A 20,889-nucleotide genomic window follows, 5' to 3' on the forward strand; every position below is an offset into this window, starting at 1 on the left:
CGTGTCCCGCTTCGTCGACCGGGTCGTCATCCACGTCGCCGCAGGTGACGGGGGCAACGGGGTCGCGTCCGTGCACCGCGAGAAGTTCAAGCCGCTCGGTGGCCCCGACGGCGGCAACGGCGGCAAGGGCGGCGACGTCGTGCTGGTCGTGGACTCGCAGGTCCACACGCTCCTCGACTTCCACTTCCGCCCCAACGCCGCCGCCGGCAGCGGCAAGGGCGGCCAGGGCGGCAACCGCGACGGCGCGCACGGCGCGGACCTCGAACTGCGCGTGCCCGATGGCACGGTCGTCATGACGCCCGACGGCGAGGTGGTCGCGGACCTCGTCGGCGAAGGCACCCGGCTGATCGCGGCCCAGGGCGGCCGCGGCGGCCTCGGCAACGCCTCGCTGGCGTCCAAGGCCCGCAAGGCGCCCGGGTTCGCCCTGCTGGGCGAGCCGGGGGAGCAGCACGACCTCGTGCTCGAGCTGAAGTCCGTCGCGGACGTCGGCCTGCTCGGCTTCCCGTCGGCGGGCAAGTCCTCGCTGATCTCGGTGCTGTCCGCGGCCAAGCCGAAGATCGCCGACTACCCGTTCACCACGCTGGTGCCGAACCTGGGCGTGATCACCGGCGGCGAGACCATCTTCACCATGGCGGACGTGCCCGGCCTGATCCCCGGCGCGTCCGAGGGCAAGGGCCTCGGCCTGGACTTCCTCCGGCACATCGAGCGCTGCGCGGTGCTGGTGCACGTCGTGGACTGCGCGACCTACGAGGCGGACCGCGACCCGCTGTCGGACATCGACGCGCTGGAGGAGGAGCTGGCGAAGTACACCCCCTCCCTGGCCGACGACCTGGCCGAACGGCCGCGCGTCGTGGTGCTGAACAAGATCGACGTCCCCGAGGCCCGCGAGCTGGCCGAGCTGGTGCGCCCGGACATCGAGGCACGCGGCCTGCCCGTGTTCGAGGTGTCCACGGCGAGCCGCGAGGGCCTGCGCGAGCTGACGTTCGCGTTGGCGCGCGTGGTCGAGGAGTACCGGTCGGCGAAGCCGAAGCAGGAGTCGACGCGGATCGTGCTGCGGCCCAGGGCCGTGGACGACCAGGGCTTCACCGTGGTGGAGGACCCGCTGACCGAGGGCGGCTTCATCGTGCGCGGCGAGCGGCCCGAGCGGTGGATCCGGCAGACCGACTTCAACAACGACGAGGCCGTCGGCTACCTCGCCGACCGGCTCGCGCGCCTCGGCGTCGAGGACGCGCTGGTCAAGAAGGGCGCCGAGCCGGGCTGCCAGGTCACCATCGGCGACCTGGTGTTCGACTGGGAGCCGACGACGCCGTCGGGCATCGCCATGACCATGAGCGGCCGCGGCACGGACGCGCGGCTGGAGGCCAGCAACCGCGTCGGCGCGTCCGAGCGGTTGGCGGCGAAGAAGGCCCGTCGCATCCCCGGCGAGTACGACGAGTTCGACGAGGACGACGACGAGTGATCGGATCGGTGGCGGCGTCGCAGGCCCGGCAGGCGGTGTCCGCGGCGTCCCGGGTCGTGGTGAAGGTCGGGTCGTCGTCGTTGACCACCGCCGCGGGCGGGCTCGACCGGGCGCGGTTGGACGCTGTGGTGGACGCGGTCGCGGCGCGGTGCGCGGCGGGCAGCCAGGTGGTGCTGGTGTCGTCGGGCGCGATCGCGGCCGGCCTCGCGCCGTTGGGCGTGACGCGGCGGCCCCGTGACCTGGCCACGCAGCAGGCGGCGGCGAGCGTCGGCCAGTTGGCGTTGGCGCACGCGTACGCGAACTCGTTCGGGCGGTTCTCGTTGACCGTCGGGCAGGTGCTGCTCACCGCGGACGACGTCGTGCGGCGGTCGCACTACCGCAACGCGCAGCGCACGTTCTCCCGGCTGCTGGCCTTGGGCGCGGTGCCGGTCGTGAACGAGAACGACACGGTGGCCACCGAGGAGATCCGGTTCGGCGACAACGACCGGTTGGCCGCCCTGGTGGCGCACCTGGTCGGCGCGGACGCGTTGTTCCTGCTCTCCGACGTCGACGCGCTCTACGACGGCGATCCCCGGCAGCCGGGCGCGCGACGCGTCACCGAGGTGGCCGGCGCGTCCGACGTGGACGGTGTGCGGGCGGGTTCGGTCGGCGCGTCGGGGCTGGGCACCGGCGGCATGGCGTCGAAGCTGGCGGCGGCCAGGCTGGCGGCGTCGGCGGGCATCCCCGTGCTGCTGGCGGGTGCGGCGGACGCGTACCGGGCGTTGAGCACGGCGGACGTCGGCACGGCGTTCGCGGTGACCGGCCCGAGGCTGTCCGCCCGCCGCTTCTGGCTCGGGCACGCGGCCGACGCGACCGGCAGGCTGGTGCTGGACGACGGCGCGGTGGCCGCGGTCGTCGGCCGCCGGCGTTCGCTGCTGGCGGCGGGCATCACCGGCGTGGAAGGTGCGTTCGAGGCCGGTGACGTGGTCGAGCTGGTCGACCTGTCCGGGCACGTGGTGGCACGCGGGGTGGTCGGGTTCGACGCCACCGAGCTGCCCTCGTTGATCGGCCGCAAGACCAGCGACCTCCCGGCCGAGCAGCGCCGCGAGGTCGTGCACGCCGACGACCTGGTGCCGTTGCGGGCCTAGCCGCCGTCACCCAGCCACCGGCCGGCCGCCCGCCAGATCACGTGCGGGTCGACGTCGTCGGTGTGCCAGGTGGTGCCGCGGGTGACGCCGAGATCCCGGTACTTCCGCATGATCGCGACGTGGGCGGGCAGGCCGACGAAGCCGCGCATGCCCGCGCGATCGCGCCACACCGACACCGAGCCGAGGCGCTTGCGCAGCGGTTCGGCCCACAGCCACAGGCCGACCGCGCCCCTCAAGCGAGGCCACTCGCGGCTGAGCGTGAAGCCCGCCCGGTAGGCGCCCGGCGTGCGGCGGAGGTCGGCGAGCGTGAACTCGGTGACGCTGACGAGCACCGGTCCCGCGAAGGCCGCCTCCGGGCCGGTGATCCACTTGCTCCTGAGCACGTCGACTCCACGGTGTTCCGCCCGACAGATCGTCTCAACTCAAGATAGTTGGAAACTGAGACGATTTGTGGTGACTACCATCACCGGCATGGTCGAGGAGGAGCGGCAGGACCTCGCCGCGCTGCTGCACCGGCTGGCCAAGGCGCTCGTCGCCGCGGAATTGCCGCTGCTGGAGCGGCACGGGCTGGGCATGTGGGCCTACGTCGTGCTCACCGAGCTGTCCCAGGGCGCCGCGCCGACCCAGTTGGCGCTGGCCAGGGCGGTCGACGTGGACAAGACGAAGATGGTCGCGATCATCGACGGGATGGAGGCCGAAGGGCTGGTGTCCCGGCGGCCCGATCCGGACGACCGGCGGGCGCGGATCATCGAGCCGACCGCGGAGGGGCGCAAGCGGTTGCGCGGCGCCCGTGCCGCGGTCCGACGCATGGAGGACGCCTTCCTGGCCGAGCTCACCCCGGCCCGCCGCGCGACGGTGCTGGCCGCCCTGCGCGACCTGTCCGGCGAGCCGCTGGCCCGTCTGACCGCCGAGGACTAGCGCAGTTCGCTGCCCTTCGTCTCGGGCATCGTGAGGATCACGACGAACGCGATGGCGGCCCCGGCCGCGACGTAGACGAAGAACGTGCTGCCCGGCAACCACTGGATCACCAGCGGTGCGGTGCCGCCGAACAGCGCCACGGTCAGGTTGTACCAGGAGCCGATGCCGAGGGCGCGCAGCTCGGTCGGGAACAACTCGCTCATCACGGCGGGCGCGATCGACGTCATGGCCGTGTAGAGGCCGAGGCCGACGCAGAAGACGAGCAGCAGGTTGCCGACACCCGGCCCGATCAGCGTGGACAGCGGCACCACCAGCACCGCCGTCGCGGCCGACCAGACCAGCAGCTGCGGTTTGCGGCCGACCCGGTCCGACAGCGCGCCCATCGGGTACTGCAGGGCGATGAACAGGACCGTCGCGATGGACAGGGCGAGGAACACGTCCCCGTCGTCCGCGCCCCGCTTGGTCACCGCGAACGGCGTCAGCGCGCTGAAGAACGTGTAGTAGCACAGCGTCGACAGCATGGTGAAGCCGACGAGCCGCCCGACCGCCTTGGGGTGCTCGCGCAGGGTCGTCAGCAGCGGGCGCTTGAGCTGCTGGGCCTTGGCCTTGTTGTGCTCGAACTGCTCGGTCTCCTCCAGGCTGCGCCGCATCCACAGGCCGACCAGGCCGAGCACGCCGCCGACCAGGAACGGGATGCGCCAGCCGTACGACGCCAACTCGGCCTTGTCGAGCGTGCGGGCCAACCCGTACCCGAGCAGTGACGCGGTCAGCACCGCGGCGCCGGTGGAGATGTAGAAGAACGCCGAGTACCGCCCCCGCCGGTGCGGCGGCGCGATCTCCGCCAGGTACGCGGAGGCGTTGGAGACCTCACCGCCCAGCGACAGGCCCTGCGCGATGCGGGCCAGCAGCAGGAGGATCGGCGCCAGCCACCCCACTTGCGCGTAGGTCGGCAGCAGACCGATGGCGACCGAGCCGCCGGCCATCAGGACGATGGTCAGCAACATCGCCGTCCGCCGTCCGCGCAGGTCGGCGAACCGCCCGAGCAGGTACCCGCCCAGGGGGCGGAAGAAGAACGCGAGCGCGTACGCCGCGAGCGTGTTGACCAGCGCGAGCTGCGGGTTGTCCTTGGGGAAGACCTGGGTGGCGAAGTAGATCGAGAAGGTCGCGTAGATGGTCCAGTCGTACCATTCGATGGCGTTCCCGATACTCGCCGCGACGAGCTTGCGGACGGGCAGGCGGTGCTGGGGCTCGGTCTCCAGGGCAGCCATGGGTTGGACACAACCACAAAGCCGCTGAAGTCGGTAGATCCTTCACCGAATTCCGTCCCCACCTCGCCGCGGCCCGCCTCTCGGTCCCACTGCACCGCCCCGCGCGGTGCGGAAGGCCGAGACCAACGCCATGACGAAGTGGGCCAGCGCCCGAATGATCTTGGGGCGCTGCGCGGGTGTGGTGCCGCGCAAGGCGATCAGTAGCCAGGCGGTGATGGCCACGATCGGGATCGTCACCGGCGCCGTTCCGACGATGAGCATTTCCAGCATGGGCACAATGTGCCGCGAACCACCCCCCGATGCGCCAGCCCTCGACACCGCGAACTTTTGATCGGGGGTCAGGCCCACCACCCCCGAGGATCGCCAGTCCACCTCCGAGGATCGCCGGCACACCCCCATGGGTTGCCGATCCACCCCCGAGGGTTACGAGCCCGCCCCCGAGGATCGCGGGTCGAACCCCGAAGATTTCGCCGACACCAGGACCTGCGCCGACCCGACACCGCTGGTCCGCGTCACCGTGCCGCCCGCCATTCGGTGGCCAAGAGGCCGAACAGCAGGTCGTCCGTCCACTCTCCCTTCGCCCACGTGCTCTGCACCCGGTGTCCCTCCTGGCGGAAACCGAGCCTGGCCAGCAACCGCGCCGACCTCACGTTGCGGGCGTCGCACTCGGCGGCCACCCGGTGCAGCCCTCGTACCTCGAACAAGTAGGCCAACACCCGTCGCACGGCCTCCGACGCGTACCCGCGCCCCTGGTGCGCGGGCGCCAGCGTGTACCCGATGTCGGCCTGCATCCGGTTCTCGTGCAGACCCACGCCGACATCGCCGACGAGCACCCCGTCCGCCTCGACCGCGAACTGGTACCAGCCCGGTGCGGTCGGGTCGGCCGCGGCGACCTCCCGCACGAACTCCTCGGCCTGCGCCAAGGAGAACGGCGTCTCCCAACCCTGGTACCTGGCCACGTCCGGATCGGACCGGTACGCGGCGAACGCGGGCGCGTCGGCCGCCGTGAAAGGCCGCAGCACCAACCGTTCCGTCGTGAGTCTCACCCCGTCGTCCCCACCTCCTCCGTCACGCCGTCACCGCCAACGCGAACGGCAGCACCGCCGACGCACCCGCCCGCCGCAGCAGCCGGGCGGCGACCGTCATGGTCCACCCCGTGTCGACCTGGTCGTCGACCAGCAGCACCGGACCGTCCACACCGGACAGCTCCGGCACGTCGGTCTCGCGCACCAGCCCCGCCAGCCGCTGCGCGCTGTTGGCCCGGCGCGCCGCCTCGCCCAGCCACACCTGCCCGAGCAGCGGCAGCCGCCCCACCGTCGAGATCCGCTGCCCGAAGCTGCCCACGAGCGCGGGCCTGCTCCGCGACCCGACCGTCACGACGCCCACCGGCCGTTCCGCCCACTTCCACGCGGACAACACCTTCACGCACGCGGCGAACACGTCCTCGGGGATCTCCTGGTCGGCCTCGGCGAACAACGACCGCAACCGGTTGCCCCAGCCGATGTCGGTCAACCGCCCCAACGCCCGCCCCGTCGCCGCGAGCTCGCCCGCCGGGATCTTCCCGGACAACGACACCCCGGCCGCCGCCATCCCGGTCGGCCACATCTTGCGCGGCTCCACCTCGACGCCGGGCCGCAGCAGCCGTTCCCGCGCCGCCGACGCCGCCACGTCCGACACCTCCTCCGACGGCCGCTGCCCCGTGCAGTTGTCGCACCGACCGCACGGCGCCGCGTGCGGGTCGTCCAACTGCCGCAACAGGAACTCCATGCGGCAGCCGTCGGTGGCCAGGTAGTCCAGCACCGCCTGCCGCTCCACCCGCCGCGCCGCCTCGATCCGCTCGTACCGCTCGGCGTCGTAGGACCACGGCTGCCCCGTCGACACCCACCCGCCGCGCACCCGCCGCACGGCGCCGTCCACGTCGAGCACCTTCAGCACCACTTCCAGCCGGGTGCGCGACAGCTCGACCATCGGCTCCAGCGCCGCCGTCGACATCGCCCGCTCCGCCGGCAGCACGTCGAGCACCTGCCGCACCACGTGCTCCGGCGGGAACGCCAGCGACGCGAAGTACGCCCAGATGTCCTTGTCCTCCGGACCGGGCAGCAGCAGCACCTCGGCCCGCTCCACCCCACGTCCCGCGCGGCCGATCTGCTGGTAGTAGGCGATGGGGGAGGGCGGCGCGCCGAGGTGCACCACGAACCCCAGGTCCGGCTTGTCGAACCCCATGCCCAGCGCGGACGTCGCCACCAGCGCCTTGACGCGGTTCGCCAGCAGGTCCTCCTCGGCCCGCTGGCGCTCGGCCGGGTCGGTGCGGCCCGAGTACGACGTCACCTCGTAGCCGCGTTCGCGCAGGAACGCCGCCACGTCGTCCGCCGCCGCCACCGTGAGCGTGTAGATGATCCCCGAGCCGGGCAGCTGCGCCAGCCGCTCGGCCAGCCACCCCAGCCTCGCCTCGGCGGTGGGCAGCCGGACGGCGGACAGCCGCAGGCTCTCCCGGTCCAGCGGCCCGCGCAGCACCAGCGTGTCCGTGCCCGCGCCCAGCCCGAGCTGGTCGGCCACGTCCCGCACCACCCGGTCGTTGGCCGTGGCCGTGGTGGCGAGCACGGGCACGCCCGCCGGCAGTTCGGTCAGCAACGTCCGCAGCCGCCGGTAGTCCGGCCGGAAGTCGTGACCCCAGTCGGAGATGCAGTGCGCCTCGTCCACCACCAGCAGCCCCGCCGACGCGGTCAGCGACGGCAGCACCGTGTCCCGGAAGTCCGGGTTGTTCAGCCGCTCCGGCGACACCAGCAGCACGTCCACGTCACCGGACGCCACCCGGTCCTGCACGTCCTGCCACTCGTCGGTGTTGGCCGAGTTGATCGTCGCCGCGTGCACGCCCGCCCGCGCGGCCGCGTCGACCTGGTTGCGCATCAACGCCAGCAACGGTGACACGATCACCGTCGGCCCCTCGCCCAGGGACCGCAGCAACGCCGTGGCGATGAAGTACACGGCGGACTTGCCCCACCCCGTGCGCTGCACCACCAGCGCCCGCCGCCGTTCGGACACCAGCGCGTGGATGGCCGTCCACTGGTCGTCACGCAGCACGGCCTGAGGGCCCGCCAAAGCCCTCAGCCGCTCCTCGGCCAGTTCCCGCAACGCGCTGTCGTCCATGCCGACACAGTGGCAGACGGCCCCGACAAGACGGACACCTGTGCGACGGTCCCGGCCGCAGCTTCACTCGATCGTGGACGGCCGTCCGATCCTCGGGAACCTCGAAGACAGCCACGACCGGGTGACCGTAGGCTGGACGGCGTGACTGATGACCTGCGCGAACAGGTGCACGCCGCGGCCCGGCGCGCCCGTGTCGCCGCCAACGAGCTCGTCCTCGCCACCCGTGAGAGCAAGGACGCCGCACTGCACGAGATGGCCACCGCGCTGCGCACCCGCGCCACCGAGGTGCTGGAGGCCAACGCCAAGGACCTCGAAGCGGGCAGGGCCGCGGGGCTGAACCAGGGCCTGCTCGACCGCCTCACGCTCACCGAGGCCCGCATCGACGGCGTGGCCCAGGGCCTGGAGACGGTGGCCGGCCTCCCGGACCCGATCGGCGAGGTGCTGCGCGGCTCGATCCTGCCGAACGGCCTCGAGCTCAAGCAGGTCCGCGTCCCGATGGGCGTGGTCGGCATGGTCTACGAAGCCCGCCCGAACGTCACCGTGGACGCGGCCGGCCTGGCGCTGAAGTCCGGCAACGCGGCCCTGCTGCGCGGCTCGTCCACCGCCGAGCACTCGAACACCGCGCTGGTCGCGATCCTGCGCGACGCGCTGGAGACCGCGGGCCTGCCCGCGGACGCCGTGCAGCTGCTGCCGTGCCACGACCGCGCCTCGGTCACCCACCTGATCACCGCGCGCGGCCTGGTCGACCTGGTCATCCCGCGCGGTGGCGCGGGCCTGATCAACGCCGTCGTGCAGCAGGCCACCGTGCCGGCCATCGAGACCGGCGTCGGCAACGTGCACGTGTACGTGGACGCGAGCGCCGACCTCGACATGGCGCAGCGCATCGTGCTCAACTCCAAGACCCGGCGCACGAGCGTGTGCAACGCGGCCGAGTCGCTGCTGGTGCACGCCGCGATCGCGGACGAGTTCGTGCCCCGCATCACCGACGCCCTCAAGGCCGAGAACGTCACCATCCACGGCGACGAGCGGTTCGCCGCCGACCCCCGCGTCCAGCCCGCCACCGACGAGGACTGGGACACCGAGTACCTGTCGCTGGACATCGCCGCCCGCGTGGTCGGCTCGATCGACGAGGCCATCGAGCACATCGCCGCGCACGGTTCCGGCCACACCGAGGCGATCGTGACCAGCGACCTCGCCGCGGCCCGCCGGTTCACCACCAGGGTCGACGCGGCGGCGGTCATGGTCAACGCGTCCACCGCGTTCACCGACGGCGGCGAGTTCGGCATGGGCGCGGAGATCGGCATCTCCACCCAGAAGCTGCACGCCCGCGGCCCGATGGGGTTGGCCGAGCTGACCTCCTCCAAGTGGGTGGTCTGGGGCGAGGGGCACGTCCGGCCGAGGTCGTGAGCAGGCCCCGGGACGCCGCCGCGACCAAGGCGGCGTTGCTGGACGCCGCCACGAAGCTGTTCGGCGAGCGCGGGTTCGACCGCACCACGGTGCGTGACATCGCGAGCCTCGCGGGCGTGAACCAGGCCCTGCTGTTCCGCTACTACGGCAGCAAGGACGCCTTGTTCGCGACCGTGCTGGCCACGCAGAGCCGTGCGCTGCTGGAGGACTCGCCCGTCGAGCACCTGTTGCGCAACGTGCTGCTGCGGATGATGGAGGAGAAGCCGAGGCGCGAGGACCACCCGTTGTACGCGGTGCTGCGGTCCTCGCACCACGACTCGGCGGCGGAGGTCGTGCGGCGGCAGTTGGGGGAGGAGTACGCGCGCGCTCTGTCGTCCCTTACGGACGCGGAGGACGCGGAGCTGCGCGCGGACCTCGTCCTGGCGTGGGTGGTGGGCATCGGCGTGCTGCGCAGCGTGTTCGGCAAACAGCCCCTCGCGGACGCCGACGCCGCCACGGTCACGGCCCTGGTGACGCGAGCCGCGTCCGTCCTGCTGGAACACACCGAACCCGGTTGACGGTCCGTGACGGCCTCCCTACTGTCGGATGTAAGCGAGTGCTTACATGGGGGTAGATGATGGAGACCAGGGCCTATCCGTTCGCCGAACTCGACCACCTCGAGATCAATCCGACCTACTTCGAGCTGCAACGGGACGAGCCGGTGGCCAGGGTGCGGCTGCCCTACGGCGGCGAGGGCTGGCTCGCGACCCGCTACGAGGACGTCAAGACCGTGCTGGCGGACCCGAGGTTCAGCCGAGCGGCGGTGATGGAGCCGGGCGCCGACGTCCCCCGCACCCTGCCGACGATGCCGACCGACACGAACATCCTGAGCATGGACCCGCCGGACCACACCCGGCTGCGCAAGCTGGTCGCGAAGGCGTTCACGGCGCGGCGCACCGAGCAGTTGCGCGAGCGCGCCCAGGAGATCGTGGACGGCCTGCTGGACGACATGGAGGCGCAGGGTCCGCCCGCGAACCTGGTCGAGTCGCTGGCCATGCCGCTGCCCATCACGATCATCTGCGAGATGCTCGGCGTGCCGTTCGAGGACCGGAGCCAGTTCCGCGCCTGGTCGGAGGGTGCGGTGGCGATCACCGCGTTCACCCATGAAGAGATCATGGCGGCCACCCAGGCGCTGCGGAGCTACATCTCCGGGCTGATCGAGCGCAAGCGCGCCGAGCCCGCCGACGACATGCTCTCCGTGCTGATCGCCGCACGCGACAACGAGGACCGGCTCAGCGAGGAGGAGCTGATCTCGTTCGGGGTGACGTTGCTGGTGGCGGGGCACGAGACCACCGCGAACCAGATCGGCAACTTCGTCTTCCTGCTGCTGCGCCGGCCGGAGCGGCTCGGCGAGCTGAGGGCCGACCCGTCGCTGGTGCCCGCCGCGATCGAGGAGCTGCTGCGGTTCACCGCGCTCGGCGGCTCCGCGGGCTTCCCCCGGATCGCGACCGCCGAGGTCGAGCTGTCCGGCGTGACGATCAAGCCGGGCGAGGCGGTGTTCGTCAACAACGTCACGGCCAACCGCGACCCGTCGGTGTTCTCCAACCCGCACGAGCTGGACTTCCACCGCGAGCACAACCCGCACATCATGTTCGGCCACGGCGCGCACCACTGCATCGGCGCGCCCCTGGCCCGGATGGAGCTGCAGGTCGCCATCGGCACCCTGCTCAAGCGGTTCCCGCTGCTCCGGCTGGACGGTGACGTGACGTTCAAGAAGGGCCGGCTCATCCGCGGCCCGCAGGCCCTGCCCGTGGCCTGGTGACACCGGTGACCCAGTGGACGGTCGAGGTCGACCGGAGTGCGTGCATGGGGACGGGTATGTGCACGTCGATCGCGCCGGACCACTTCCGGCTGGACGGCGGCACGGCCACGCCGGTGAAGTCCGAGGTCGAGCCGGACGACGCGGTCGTGGACGCCGCCGAGTCGTGCCCGATGGAGGCGATCCTGGTGCGTTCGGCGGACGGCGCGGTCCTCGCGCCCCAGCCCTAGCGGACGGTGCTCCGCAGCGCCGCCGGTGAAAGCCGTAGCGGCGTTGCGGAGCACGTCCCGCGTGCCGGGCGAGGTACCTACTGTCGGGTGCAAGTGATCACTGGCAGTGGGGGTTTGCGATGGCGGCCCGGCCCTACCCGTTCCCCGAACCCGACGACCTCGTCGTCAACGAGACCTACCTGGAACTGCAGCGGGACGAGCCGGTGGCCCGCGTGCGCCTGCCGTACGGCCGTGAAGCCTGGCTGGTCACCCGCTACGCCGATGCCAAGGTCGTGCTGGCCGACCCGAGGTTCAGCCGCGCGCCGGTGATGGACGCCGACTACGACCCGCCGCGGACCATGCCCGAGGTGCCGGGCATCACCACCATCCTGAGCATGGACCCGCCGGAGCACACGAGGCTGCGCCGGATCCTGGCCAAGGCGTTCACCGCCCGTCGCACCGGTCAGCTGCGTGAGCGCGCTCAGCAGATCGTGGACGGCCTGCTGGACGACATGGAGGCGCAGGGACCGCCCGCCGACCTGGTCGACGCCCTGGCCATGCCGGTGGCCATCACGCTCATCAGCGAGATGCTGGGCGTGCCGGCGCTGGACCGGGCCAAGTTCCGCGAGTGGTCGGACGCGGCGGTGGCGATCACCGCGTTCACCGTGCCCGAGATCGAGGCCGCGGCGGCGTCGCTGCGCGCCTACATCCGCGAGCTGGTCGAGGACAAGCGCGAGAACCCGGCCGACGACATGCTCACCGTGCTGGTGCACGCGCACGACAACGACGACCGGCTCACCGAGGAGGAGCTGGTCTCGTTCGGCGTCACGCTGCTCATCGCAGGTCACGAGACGACCGGCAGCGAGATCGGCAACTTCGTCTACCAGCTGCTCACCCACCCGGAGCGGCTGGCGGAGCTGCGCGCCGACCCGTCGCTGGTGCCGGCCGCCGTGGAGGAGCTGCTGCGGATCACGAAGCTGTCCGGCGCGCCCGGCTTCCCCCGGATCGCCACCGCCGACGTGGAGCTGTCGGGCGTGACGGTCCGCGCCGGCGAGGCGGTGTTCGTGGACGGGCTCGTGGCCAACCGCGACCCCGCGGTGTTCCGCAACCCCCATGAGCTGGACTTCCACCGCGAGCACAACCCGCACTTCGCGTTCGGTCACGGCGTGCACCACTGCATCGGCGCGCCCTTGGCAAGGATGGAGTTGCAGGTCTGCATTTCGACCTTGCTCAATAGGTTCCCGCACCTGGAGTTGGCCGACGACGTGGTGTTCAAGAAGGGCAGACTGGTGCGAGGCCCCGAACGACTACTGGTGAGGTGGTAGACCGATGAGCGAGTGGACGATCGAAGTCGACCGGGCCACGTGCATGGGGACGGGCATGTGCACGTCGATCGCGCCGGACCACTTCCGGTTGGACGGCGGCACCGCCACGCCGGTGAAGCCCGAGGTCGAGCCGGACGACGCGGTCGTGGACGCGGCGGAGTCGTGCCCGATGGAGGCCATCCTGGTGCGTTCGTCCGACGGCACGGTGCTCGCGCCCCAGGTCTAGGAAAAAAGTTCCGCCAATCGCGTCATAGCCGCCTGACGTGCGCGTTCCTCTGTCGTGCGGCCCTGATTCGGGGTGGGCCGCGCGATCCGCGGATGCGGCCCACTCCCCCAGGGCCGCGACCGGGGGACGAGTGCGCGGGCGGCCTTTCGGGGAGCGACCGGCCGCCCGCGCACCACCCGAACTAGGCTCACCTCCCATGTCGAACCGGCGGATCGGCGTCATGGGTGGCACCTTCGACCCGGTGCACCACGGCCACCTGGTCGCGGCCAGCGAGGTCCAGGCCCGCTTCGACCTCGACGAAGTCGTCTTCGTGCCGACGGGCCAGCCCTGGCAGAAGAGCGAGCGCGAGGTCAGCGCCGCCGAGGACCGGTACCTGATGACGGTCATCGCCACCGCGTCCAACCCGCGGTTCTCGGTCAGCCGGGTGGACATCGACCGGCCCGGGCCGACGTACACCGTCGACACCCTCACCGACCTCAAGGCCAGGCACCCGGACTCGGACCTGTTCTTCATCACCGGCGCGGACGCGTTGGAGCAGATCCTGTCGTGGCGGCGTGCGGACGACGTGTTCGACCTCGCCCACTTCATCGGCGTCACCCGACCGGGGTATGAGCTGGTCGACACGCACCTGCCGCCGGGCGCGGTGTCGCTGGTGGAGGTGCCCGCGATGGCCATCTCGTCGACCGCCGTCCGGGCCCGGACCGCCTCCGGGCTGCCCGTCTGGTACCTCGTGCCGGATGGTGTCGTCCAATACATAAGCAAGCGTCGGCTTTACTCGATGCCGGACTGAGCCGGGACGCCGGTACCCTCATTGACTCGTGCGGGCGTAACGGCGTCCGCCGGTGTGATGAGGAGTGACGTGGCAGCCACCGACGAGGCACGACGGTTGGCGCTGGTCGCCGCTAACGCGGCGGCCGACAAGAAAGCGCACGACGTGATCGTGCTCGACGTGTCCGACCAACTGGTGATCACGGACTGCTTCGTGATCGCCTCCGCCGCGAACGAGCGGCAGGTCGGCGCGATCGTGGACGGCGTCGAGGAGAAGTTGCGCGAGGCCGGCCGCAAGCCGGTCCGCCGTGAGGGCGCGCGCGAAGGTCGTTGGGTCCTGCTGGACTTCGTGGACGTGGTCGTGCACGTCCAGCACGCGGAGGAGCGCACCTTCTACGGCCTGGAGCGGCTGTGGAAGGACTGCCCGCGCATCGAGTTCGACGCCGGGCCGCCGGCCGACGAGGTCGCCGAGGCATGACCCTGAACCGGCTCGTGCTGTGGCGGCACGGTGAGACCGACTACAACGCGACCGGCCGCATGCAGGGCCACCTGGACTCGTCGCTGACCGAGACCGGGTGGAACCAGGCGCGGTTCGCGGTGCCGGTGCTCGCCGGGTTCGAGCCCGAGCTGGTGGTCGCGTCCGACCTGCGCCGCGCCCGGGACACCGCCACGGTGTTCACCGACGCGACCGGCGTCGACCTGCGCGTCGACGAACGGTTGCGCGAGACGCACCTGGGCAAGTGGCAGGGGCTGACCTCGACCGAGATCGAGGTGGAGTGGCCGGGCGCGCTGGACCTGTGGCGTGCCGACGGCACCCTGTCGCCGCCGGACGGCGAGACGCGCGTGGAGGTCGCCGAGCGCGCGCTCGCCGTGGTGGCCGACGTGGACGCGGAGTTCTCCGGCACGGTCATGCTGTGCGCGCACGGCGGCCTGATCAGCGCGTTGACCGGGAGGTTGCTGGAGCTGCCGGTCGACCGCTGGGCGCTGCTGGGCGGTATCGGCAACTGCCACTGGACCGTGTTCACCCGCCGGCCGCACGGCGACGGCAGGTGGCGGCTGTCGTCGTACAACGCCGGAATCACCCGGTGAGACTGCTCGTCCTCGGCGATTCGCTCTCGTTCCACGGTCCGCAGGGGCCGTTGCCCGCCGATCACCCCCGGTTGTGGCCGAACGTCGCGGCGTCGGCGTTGGGCGGGCACGCGGAGCTGGCGGCGGGGTTCGGCTGGACGGCGCGTGACGCCTGGTGGTCGTTGACGGGTGACCCGCGGGTGTGGTCGCTCCTGCCCCGCACGGACGTGTTGGTGCTGGCAGTGGGGCACATGGACACGCTGCCGTCGCCGTTGCCGACCTACCTGCGGCAGGGCCTGCGCTACCTGCGGCCGGACGGGCTGCGGCGGCGGGCGCGGGCGGGGTACCGGACGTTGCAGCCGGTGCTGTCGCGGGCGTTCTGCGGGTACCCGGTGGCGCTGCCGCCTCGCTTGACCGTGCGGTACCTGAACGACTCGGTGTGCGCGGTGCGTGCGCTGCAGCCCGGTATCAGGGTGGTCGGGATGACGCCCTCGGTGCACTGTTCGGCTGCGTACGCCGGTGTGCACAGCGGGCGTGCGGCGGGGGAGCGCGCGCTGCGTGAGTGGGCGGGTGGCGCGGGCGTGCCGCTGCTGGACGTGCCGCCGCTGGTGGGCGAGCACCTTCGGTCACGGCTCGGCAACCCGGACGGCATGCACTGGGGCTGGGAGGGGCACGAGCTGGTCGGGCGGGCCATGGCGGAACTGATCAGGTCCGTGGCGGTCGGCCACTCGGGTGCGGCGGAGCCGTAGTCTCGGCACTCGTGTCCACCACGATCGTCACCGACTCCACGGCGTACCTGCCCGAGGGGTTCGCCGAGCGGCACGGCGTCCGGGTCGTGCCGCTGCACGTGGCCGTGGACGGTCGCAGCAGGCTGGACGGGGTGGACTTCGGGCCGGCCGAGCTGGCCGCCGCGTTGGGCGAGCACCGCCGGGTGACCACGTCCCGGCCGACGCCGGGCGAGCTGGCCGAGGTGTACCGGTCCGCGTTGGCGGAGGGCGCGGAGGAGATCGTCTCCGTGCACCTGTCCCGTGACCTTTCGGGCACGTGGGAGGCCGCGCGGTTGGCCGCAGAGGAGGTCGACCCGAGCCGGATCAGGGTGGTCGACTCGCGGGCCACGGGCATGGGGTTGGGGTTCGCCGCGCTGGCCGCGTGCGCCGCGGGTGGTGATGCGGAGTGCGCGGAGGCAGCCGCGGTGGCCGCTGCGGCCCGGGTCAGGATGTTCTTCTGCGTGGAAACGCTCGACCACCTGCGGCGAGGTGGGCGGATCGGCGCCGCGGCCGCGTTGGTGGGCACCGCGCTGGCGGTGAAGCCGTTGTTGCACGTGGACGACGGTCGGATCGTGCCGCTGGAGAAGGTGCGCACGATGGGGCGGGCGATCGGCCGGCTGGTCGACCTGGCCGCGTCGGCGGCGGGTTCCGGGCCGGTCGGCCTGGCTGTCCACCACCTCGCCGCGCCGGAACGCGCGGCGGAGCTGGCGACGTTGCTGGACGAACGCGTGCCCGGTTCGACCGGCTGCCTGATTTCCGAGGTCGGAGCCGTGATCGGCGCGCACACGGGCCCCGGTGTGCTGGGTGTGGTGGTGCTGCCCGGAGGGGTGTCCTAGCTCTCCTTATCCATCATTCAGCCAGTTATCCACAGATCGAGAACTCCCTCCCCACCCCCTGCTCCACCCGGCCTAACGTCGAGCCCATGTTCGACAAGAACCCGGAAACCACGACCGCCCGCCTGAAAGCCCTCATCTCCCAGGAGCGGGGCAGACACCGCGCGTCGGACGCCGAGACCTTGGTCTTCGTCTCGTCCGACGGCCGCGCCGGCCCGCCCACCCCTCTGCGCCGCCTCTTGCACCGATGGCTGCCCGAACCAGCCGTCCCGCACCGCCGCAGGATCCTGCTCGCGGGCGTGATGGCCGGCGTGGCGCTGGTGGTCGCCCTGGCCCTGTGGTGGGAGCGCCCCGTGCCGGAGAGCCCACCGGACCTCCCGGTGGCGGAGGCCGCCGTCGTCACCCGCACCGAGGAGCAACTGGTCGTCAACGTGGTCGGCCTGGTGCCCACCCCCGGCCTGGTGACCGTGCCGAACGGCGCCAGGGTGGCCGACGCGCTGCAAGCGGCGGGCGGCGCCAACCCGGGCGCCGACCTGACCCCGCTGAACCTCGCCCGCAAGGTCGCCGACGGCGAGCAGATCGCCGTGGGCATCGCCGTCCCGCAACAGGCCGGCACGACCACCGAGCCGCTGAACCTGAACACCGCGACCAAGGACCAGCTGGACACCCTGCCCGGCGTGGGCCCGGTGACCGCACAGCGCATCGTCGACCGAAGGCAGAAACGCGGCCCGTTCACGTCCCTGGACCAACTGGGCGAGATCGAGGGCATCGGCGACGCGAAGCTGGCCAAACTCCGCGACCTCGTCCGCCTTTGACCGCCTGACACCCCGCACCCCCGCACCCCCGCCGTCACCTCGACACCACTCGGAGACCGCCATGCGTCCCAACGCCGTGAATCCCCACACAACGAACCACCACCCACCGCCCAATCCGCCGCACCGCAACCACTCCAACCACCACCGCACCCACCAACTCCTGAACCGCGTCCGCCGCACCCTTCGCACCACCGGTTCCCGCCTCACCACCTTGTCCAGGTTCCGGTGGGTGACCTCGTGACCCGCTCACCCGACCCCCACCGCACCACAACCCACCCGCCGACTCCTTTCTCCGACCAGGACGTGCCGCACTTACCTCGACTCTCGGCGGCCTGCCCTTAACCAAGGCACGGACCTATGAGCCCACATACCCTGGGCCGTGGCGTCCTCGGCAGACCACCGCCCTCAGGCCACTGCTGACCTCCACCTTCAGCTCGGCCACCGCGGTCCCTTGCGGCTCGGCTCTGGCCCGTAGGGCGGCTCATCCGCACCTGGTCCCGGCCTCTGCCAACCCTGGGCCTTCGGTTCGAGGGCGCGTGCAGCTCCGCCCACACGCGCTCCGGACGGGTGAGGGCAGGTTGTCCGTCGGGCCGCCGCCATTCCGAACGCTCTCGTGGCCATGACCACCGCGTGCGCTCGGTCGCGCTGGCACTCGGCCGCGCGGCACAGGTGGTGTGGCACCGCCCTTCGTCGGGCCACTCCGGAGGCGGGCGGACTCGCGGTGGACCTGCCGCTGCCAGCCCTCTCTGAACTCAGCCGTGGGTTCCCGGGCACGGGCGCAGGTCCTGTGTGGCACCTGGTCCTAACCGCACAAACGGCCTGGGCTAGGGCGCTCATCGGGCTGCGCTTGGCGTGGCGGGTGGCGCGGGTGCCGGCCTGACTGCCGTCTTTCTCCGTAGTTTCCCTTCCTTCTCCGTGCCCTACTTCGGGGGTGAGGTCGTGAGTCCTCGTGCGTATCTGGTCCCTGCCGCGCTGGCGGTGTGGGCGACGGCCTTGGCCGGCCTGTTGTGGGCGTGGTGGGCCGCGCTCGTGGTCGGTCTGGTCGCTGCCGTGATCGGCGGCTTGGCCTTGCGCCGGTGGCGACCGGCAGCGGTGGCGGTGGCTGTCGCGGGTCCGGTGGCGGCGTGCTGGATCGGTGCCCAGGTTCACGGGGCGGCCCACCATCCCTTGCGGGTCGCGGCGGAGCGGGGCACGCCCACCACTGTCCACTTCGAACTGGACAACCGGCCGCACGGCTTGCGCACCAGTGGTTTCGGCTCGCGTGCGAGCGGGGTCGACCTGGTGCTGGTGCGCGGATCGCTCGACGGCGGCGGCCGGATCGCCGTGCTGGCCCCGGCGGCGCGGTGGCGGGACCTCCTGCCCGGCCAACGGGTCACCGCGCGCGGCACCCTCGCGCTTCCTCGCGAAGGGGAGCTGACGGTCGCGGTGCTGCGGGTTCGCGGGCCGCCGCAGGACGTGACCGAAGCGCCGGTGTGGCAGCGGGTCGCCGAGGACCTGCGGGCCGGACTGCGGAACGCGAGCACCGCGCTCGACCCCGAACCGGCCGGGTTGCTGCCCGCGCTCGTCGTCGGCGACACCTCCGGCCTCCCACCCAGGGTGATCGAGGAGTTCCGCACGGCGGGTCTCGCCCACGTCCTCGCGGTCAGCGGTGCGAACTTGGCGATCCTCTGCGGCGCGGTCCTGTTGCTGCTGAGGCTGCTGCGGGTAGGTCCGCGTGGTTGCGCGGCGGGTGCGATGGCGGCGCTGGTCGGGTTCGTGGTGCTGGCCGGGCCGGAGCCGAGCGTGTTGCGGGCCGCCGTGATGGGCGCGGTGGCGTTGCTCGCGCTGGTGCTGGGTCGGGAGCGGTCGGCGTTGCCGGCGCTCGCGGCCTCGGTGGTGGTCCTGGTGCTCTACGACCCGGAGTTGGCCACCGAGCCGGGGTTCGGGCTGTCGGTGGTGGCGACGGCGGCGCTGGTGCTGCTCGCGCCGAGGTGGGCCGCCGCGATGAAGGAGCGCGGCGTCCCGGTGGGTTTCGCCGAGGCGTTGGCGGTGCCGGTGGCGGCGAACCTGGCCACCGCGCCGCTGGTCGCCGGGCTCTCCGGCCAGGTGAGCCTGGTCGCGGTGGTGGCGAACCTCCTGGCCGCGCCGGTCGTGGCCCCGGCCACCGTGCTCGGGGTGCTGGCCGCCGTGCTGGCGCAGGTGCACGAGCCGACGGCACGGCTGGTCGTCGAGGTGGCCGGTCCGGCGGTGAGCTGGCTGATCACGGTCGGCCGGCACGCGGCGGCCGTGCCCGGCGCGGCGGTCGGGTGGCCCGGCGGCTGGGTCGGCGGGCTGCTGCTGGCCGGGGTGCTGGTGCTCGGCTACGCGATCGCCAGGCTGCGCCGGGTGCGGACGTTGGTCGTGGCGGCCGTCGTCGGCGCGGTGGTGGTGGTCGTGCCGCTGAACGTGGTCGCGCCGGGGTGGCCGGTGCCCGGCTGGTCGGTCGTGGCCTGTGACGTCGGTCAGGGCGACGCGGTGGTCCTCGCCACCGCCGAGCGCGATCGGGCGGTGCTGGTCGACGCGGGGCCGGACCCGGTGCCGGTGCTGTCGTGCCTGCGTCGGCTCGGGGTGCGGCGCATACCGCTGGTGGTGCTCAGCCACCTGCACGCCGACCACGTCGGCGGGTTGGCCGCGGTGCTGGCTGAGCGGGTTGTGGGCGCGGTGGCGGTGGGGCCGTCGCGGGAACCGGAGTGGGCGTGGGAGGAGGTGAGGGAACGGGCGCGGACGGCCGGGGTCCGCCTGGTCGAGCTGGGCGCCGGGCAGCGGCTGAGCTGGCCGGGTCTGGAGCTCGACGTGCTCGGCCCGCGCGCGGACCCCGTGCGCGGGACGGACACGAACACGGCGGTCAACGACGCGTCGCTGGTGCTGCGGGCCTCCACCGCGGCCGGGCGGGTGTTGCTGACCGGAGACATCGAGCTGGCCGGGCAGGCGGACCTGCTCGGTGGGCACGTGGACCTGCGGGCCGACGTGCTCAAGGTGCCGCACCACGGGTCGCGGTACTCGTCACCGGCGTTCCTCGCGGCGGTCCGGCCGCGGATCGCGTTGGTGAGCGTCGGCGCGGGCAACCGCTACGGCCACCCCAGCGGGGTGGTGGTCGACGCGTTGACGAGCCGAGGCGCGCTGGTGCTGCGCACGGACCGGGACGGCGACACCGCCGTCCTGGCCGGCCCGGACGGGCCGCAGGTCGCCCGCAGGAGCGGCGGCCAACCCGACAACGGACAAGGGGAGAACGATGAGGAACGACGTCTGGATCCGACTGCACTCCGGCTGGTCGCCGCAAGGCGGCAACCGGGCGCTGGCGTGGGCGCTGTGGCAGCCCGGCTACACCGCCCAACCCTGGCCGAGCGACGAGCTCCGGCCCGCGTTCACGTATTACGTGTGCGAGGAGCTGCCCAGCGGTGAACGCGGAATCGTCGCCAGGGCAACGGCCACCGGCGTGATCCGCTTGGCGCAGGTCCCCTCGGCGGACACCGCCTACCGGCTGATCGCCGACGGCCTGTTCGACGCCGACCTCGCCATACCGCAGGAGGAGTGGCACGCCGAGCGCTACAACCAGGAGAAGGCGACACGGCCCTGGCCGCAGATGCTCACCGCCTGGCGCGTGGTCACCGAACCGGTCGGCCCGCACGTCCTGCCGGAGCTGACCGCCTTCCCCCGGACCGGGTGGCTGCGCTCCTCCAGGATCGCCTTGTGACCACGACCGCGGACGGGAAGGCGTCGGTGAAGCGGAGAAGCC

Annotated in this window: 22 protein-coding genes; 17 read left to right on the forward strand and 5 right to left on the reverse strand. The window is 72.4% G+C overall.

Annotated elements, in window-relative coordinates:
• Position 1: 1 nt before the first annotated feature.
• Together obgE and proB are read left to right on the forward strand one after the other, a co-directional pair.
• On the forward strand, positions 2 to 1,459 hold the full coding sequence (gene obgE, locus ABTZ99_RS12450) for a GTPase ObgE (RefSeq protein WP_499610922.1): 1,458 nt from the start codon (positions 2 to 4) through the stop codon (positions 1,457 to 1,459).
• Positions 1,456 to 2,586: a glutamate 5-kinase gene (gene proB / locus ABTZ99_RS12455; protein WP_498778335.1), complete on the forward strand. Its 1,131-nt coding sequence runs from the start codon at positions 1,456 to 1,458 to the stop codon at positions 2,584 to 2,586. The genes obgE and proB overlap by 4 nt, the downstream gene beginning before the upstream one ends.
• Here the strand turns inward: proB and ABTZ99_RS12460 are convergent.
• Entirely contained in the window at positions 2,583 to 2,969 is a 387-nt protein-coding gene (locus tag ABTZ99_RS12460; protein WP_499610925.1) for a hypothetical protein, read from the reverse strand. The two genes, proB and ABTZ99_RS12460, sit on opposite strands and share 4 nt — an antisense overlap.
• Positions 2,970 to 3,039: 70 nt before the next feature.
• Between ABTZ99_RS12460 and ABTZ99_RS12465 the strand changes: the two genes are divergently transcribed.
• Positions 3,040 to 3,504, forward strand: coding sequence for a MarR family winged helix-turn-helix transcriptional regulator (locus tag ABTZ99_RS12465; RefSeq protein ID WP_499610928.1), 465 nt, complete (start codon positions 3,040 to 3,042; stop codon positions 3,502 to 3,504).
• Here the strand turns inward: ABTZ99_RS12465 and ABTZ99_RS12470 are convergent.
• The 4 genes from ABTZ99_RS12470 to ABTZ99_RS12485 all read right to left on the reverse strand — a co-directional run bounded on the left by ABTZ99_RS12470 (position 3,501) and on the right by ABTZ99_RS12485 (position 7,919).
• A complete protein-coding gene (locus ABTZ99_RS12470) occupies positions 3,501 to 4,772 on the reverse strand; it encodes an MFS transporter (protein WP_499610931.1) in 1,272 nt (423 codons plus the stop codon). The two genes, ABTZ99_RS12465 and ABTZ99_RS12470, sit on opposite strands and share 4 nt — an antisense overlap.
• 42 nt (positions 4,773 to 4,814) lie before the next feature.
• The gene (locus ABTZ99_RS12475; RefSeq protein WP_499610933.1) at positions 4,815 to 5,042 is read right to left on the reverse strand and encodes a hypothetical protein; all 228 of its coding nucleotides are present in this window, start codon (positions 5,040 to 5,042) and stop codon (positions 4,815 to 4,817) included.
• Between the two features lie 242 nt (positions 5,043 to 5,284).
• On the reverse strand, positions 5,285 to 5,818 hold the full coding sequence (locus ABTZ99_RS12480; RefSeq protein ID WP_499610935.1) for a GNAT family N-acetyltransferase: 534 nt from the start codon (positions 5,816 to 5,818) through the stop codon (positions 5,285 to 5,287).
• A gap of 22 nt (positions 5,819 to 5,840) precedes the next feature.
• Positions 5,841 to 7,919, reverse strand: coding sequence for a RecQ family ATP-dependent DNA helicase (locus ABTZ99_RS12485; protein ID WP_499610937.1), 2,079 nt, complete (start codon positions 7,917 to 7,919; stop codon positions 5,841 to 5,843).
• A gap of 141 nt (positions 7,920 to 8,060) precedes the next feature.
• Between ABTZ99_RS12485 and ABTZ99_RS12490 the strand changes: the two genes are divergently transcribed.
• The 14 genes from ABTZ99_RS12490 (at position 8,061) to ABTZ99_RS12555 (ending at position 20,847) form a co-directional block, all read left to right on the forward strand.
• Entirely contained in the window at positions 8,061 to 9,326 is a 1,266-nt protein-coding gene (locus ABTZ99_RS12490; RefSeq protein ID WP_499610940.1) for a glutamate-5-semialdehyde dehydrogenase, read from the forward strand.
• A complete protein-coding gene (locus tag ABTZ99_RS12495; RefSeq protein WP_498778343.1) occupies positions 9,323 to 9,883 on the forward strand; it encodes a TetR/AcrR family transcriptional regulator in 561 nt (186 codons plus the stop codon). Before ABTZ99_RS12490 ends, ABTZ99_RS12495 begins: the two co-directional genes overlap by 4 nt.
• 56 nt (positions 9,884 to 9,939) lie before the next feature.
• Positions 9,940 to 11,127 carry a cytochrome P450 gene (locus ABTZ99_RS12500; RefSeq protein WP_498778344.1) on the forward strand — a complete coding sequence of 396 codons (1,188 nt, stop codon included), beginning with the start codon at positions 9,940 to 9,942 and terminating at the stop codon, positions 11,125 to 11,127.
• A 5-nt stretch (positions 11,128 to 11,132) separates the two neighbouring features.
• On the forward strand, positions 11,133 to 11,354 hold the full coding sequence (locus ABTZ99_RS12505; protein ID WP_499610943.1) for a ferredoxin: 222 nt from the start codon (positions 11,133 to 11,135) through the stop codon (positions 11,352 to 11,354).
• A gap of 119 nt (positions 11,355 to 11,473) precedes the next feature.
• Entirely contained in the window at positions 11,474 to 12,658 is a 1,185-nt protein-coding gene (locus tag ABTZ99_RS12510) for a cytochrome P450 (protein WP_498778346.1), read from the forward strand.
• 4 nt (positions 12,659 to 12,662) lie between these two features.
• Complete coding sequence (locus ABTZ99_RS12515; RefSeq protein ID WP_498778347.1) at positions 12,663 to 12,884, forward strand: ferredoxin; 222 nt, start codon at positions 12,663 to 12,665, stop codon at positions 12,882 to 12,884.
• 196 nt (positions 12,885 to 13,080) lie between these two features.
• Positions 13,081 to 13,674, forward strand: a complete 594-nt coding sequence (nadD, locus tag ABTZ99_RS12520) for a nicotinate-nucleotide adenylyltransferase (RefSeq protein ID WP_498778348.1) — start codon at positions 13,081 to 13,083, stop codon at positions 13,672 to 13,674.
• Positions 13,675 to 13,743: 69 nt separating this feature from the next.
• Positions 13,744 to 14,130 (forward strand): ribosome silencing factor, encoded by a 387-nt coding sequence (gene rsfS, locus ABTZ99_RS12525; RefSeq protein WP_498778349.1) that lies wholly within the window; start codon positions 13,744 to 13,746, stop codon positions 14,128 to 14,130.
• On the forward strand, positions 14,127 to 14,741 hold the full coding sequence (locus tag ABTZ99_RS12530; protein WP_498778350.1) for a histidine phosphatase family protein: 615 nt from the start codon (positions 14,127 to 14,129) through the stop codon (positions 14,739 to 14,741). The genes rsfS and ABTZ99_RS12530 overlap by 4 nt, the downstream gene beginning before the upstream one ends.
• Entirely contained in the window at positions 14,738 to 15,469 is a 732-nt protein-coding gene (octT, locus tag ABTZ99_RS12535) for a diglucosylglycerate octanoyltransferase (protein WP_498778351.1), read from the forward strand. The genes ABTZ99_RS12530 and octT overlap by 4 nt, the downstream gene beginning before the upstream one ends.
• Positions 15,470 to 15,480: 11 nt before the next feature.
• Positions 15,481 to 16,323 carry a DegV family protein gene (locus tag ABTZ99_RS12540; RefSeq protein ID WP_499610949.1) on the forward strand — a complete coding sequence of 281 codons (843 nt, stop codon included), beginning with the start codon at positions 15,481 to 15,483 and terminating at the stop codon, positions 16,321 to 16,323.
• 86 nt (positions 16,324 to 16,409) lie between these two features.
• The gene (locus ABTZ99_RS12545; protein ID WP_498778353.1) at positions 16,410 to 17,135 is read left to right on the forward strand and encodes a ComEA family DNA-binding protein; all 726 of its coding nucleotides are present in this window, start codon (positions 16,410 to 16,412) and stop codon (positions 17,133 to 17,135) included.
• Between the two features lie 939 nt (positions 17,136 to 18,074).
• Positions 18,075 to 20,555 (forward strand): DNA internalization-related competence protein ComEC/Rec2, encoded by a 2,481-nt coding sequence (locus tag ABTZ99_RS12550; RefSeq protein WP_499610952.1) that lies wholly within the window; start codon positions 18,075 to 18,077, stop codon positions 20,553 to 20,555.
• Positions 20,556 to 20,589: 34 nt separating this feature from the next.
• Positions 20,590 to 20,847, forward strand: coding sequence for a hypothetical protein (locus ABTZ99_RS12555; protein WP_499610954.1), 258 nt, complete (start codon positions 20,590 to 20,592; stop codon positions 20,845 to 20,847).
• The last annotated feature ends 42 nt before the right edge of the window (positions 20,848 to 20,889 follow it).

Source organism: Actinosynnema sp. NPDC002837, from assembly GCF_040295345.1.
Lineage (GTDB): Bacteria > Actinomycetota > Actinomycetes > Mycobacteriales > Pseudonocardiaceae > Actinosynnema.

What these genes read in the sequence shown, in the direction of transcription:
- ABTZ99_RS12485 (WP_499610937.1), bottom strand. Translation starts at nt 7,919, where the DNA reads ATGGACGACAGCGCGTTGCGGGAACTGGCCGAGGAGCGGCTGAGGGCT.
- ABTZ99_RS12530 (WP_498778350.1), top strand. Translation starts at nt 14,127, where the DNA reads ATGACCCTGAACCGGCTCGTGCTGTGGCGGCACGGTGAGACCGACTAC.
- ABTZ99_RS12475 (WP_499610933.1), bottom strand. Translation starts at nt 5,042, where the DNA reads ATGCTGGAAATGCTCATCGTCGGAACGGCGCCGGTGACGATCCCGATC.
- ABTZ99_RS12500 (WP_498778344.1), top strand. Translation starts at nt 9,940, where the DNA reads ATGATGGAGACCAGGGCCTATCCGTTCGCCGAACTCGACCACCTCGAG.
- ABTZ99_RS12510 (WP_498778346.1), top strand. Translation starts at nt 11,474, where the DNA reads ATGGCGGCCCGGCCCTACCCGTTCCCCGAACCCGACGACCTCGTCGTC.
- ABTZ99_RS12545 (WP_498778353.1), top strand. Translation starts at nt 16,410, where the DNA reads ATGTTCGACAAGAACCCGGAAACCACGACCGCCCGCCTGAAAGCCCTC.
- ABTZ99_RS12470 (WP_499610931.1), bottom strand. Translation starts at nt 4,772, where the DNA reads ATGGCTGCCCTGGAGACCGAGCCCCAGCACCGCCTGCCCGTCCGCAAG.
- nadD (WP_498778348.1), top strand. Translation starts at nt 13,081, where the DNA reads ATGTCGAACCGGCGGATCGGCGTCATGGGTGGCACCTTCGACCCGGTG.
- ABTZ99_RS12515 (WP_498778347.1), top strand. Translation starts at nt 12,663, where the DNA reads ATGAGCGAGTGGACGATCGAAGTCGACCGGGCCACGTGCATGGGGACG.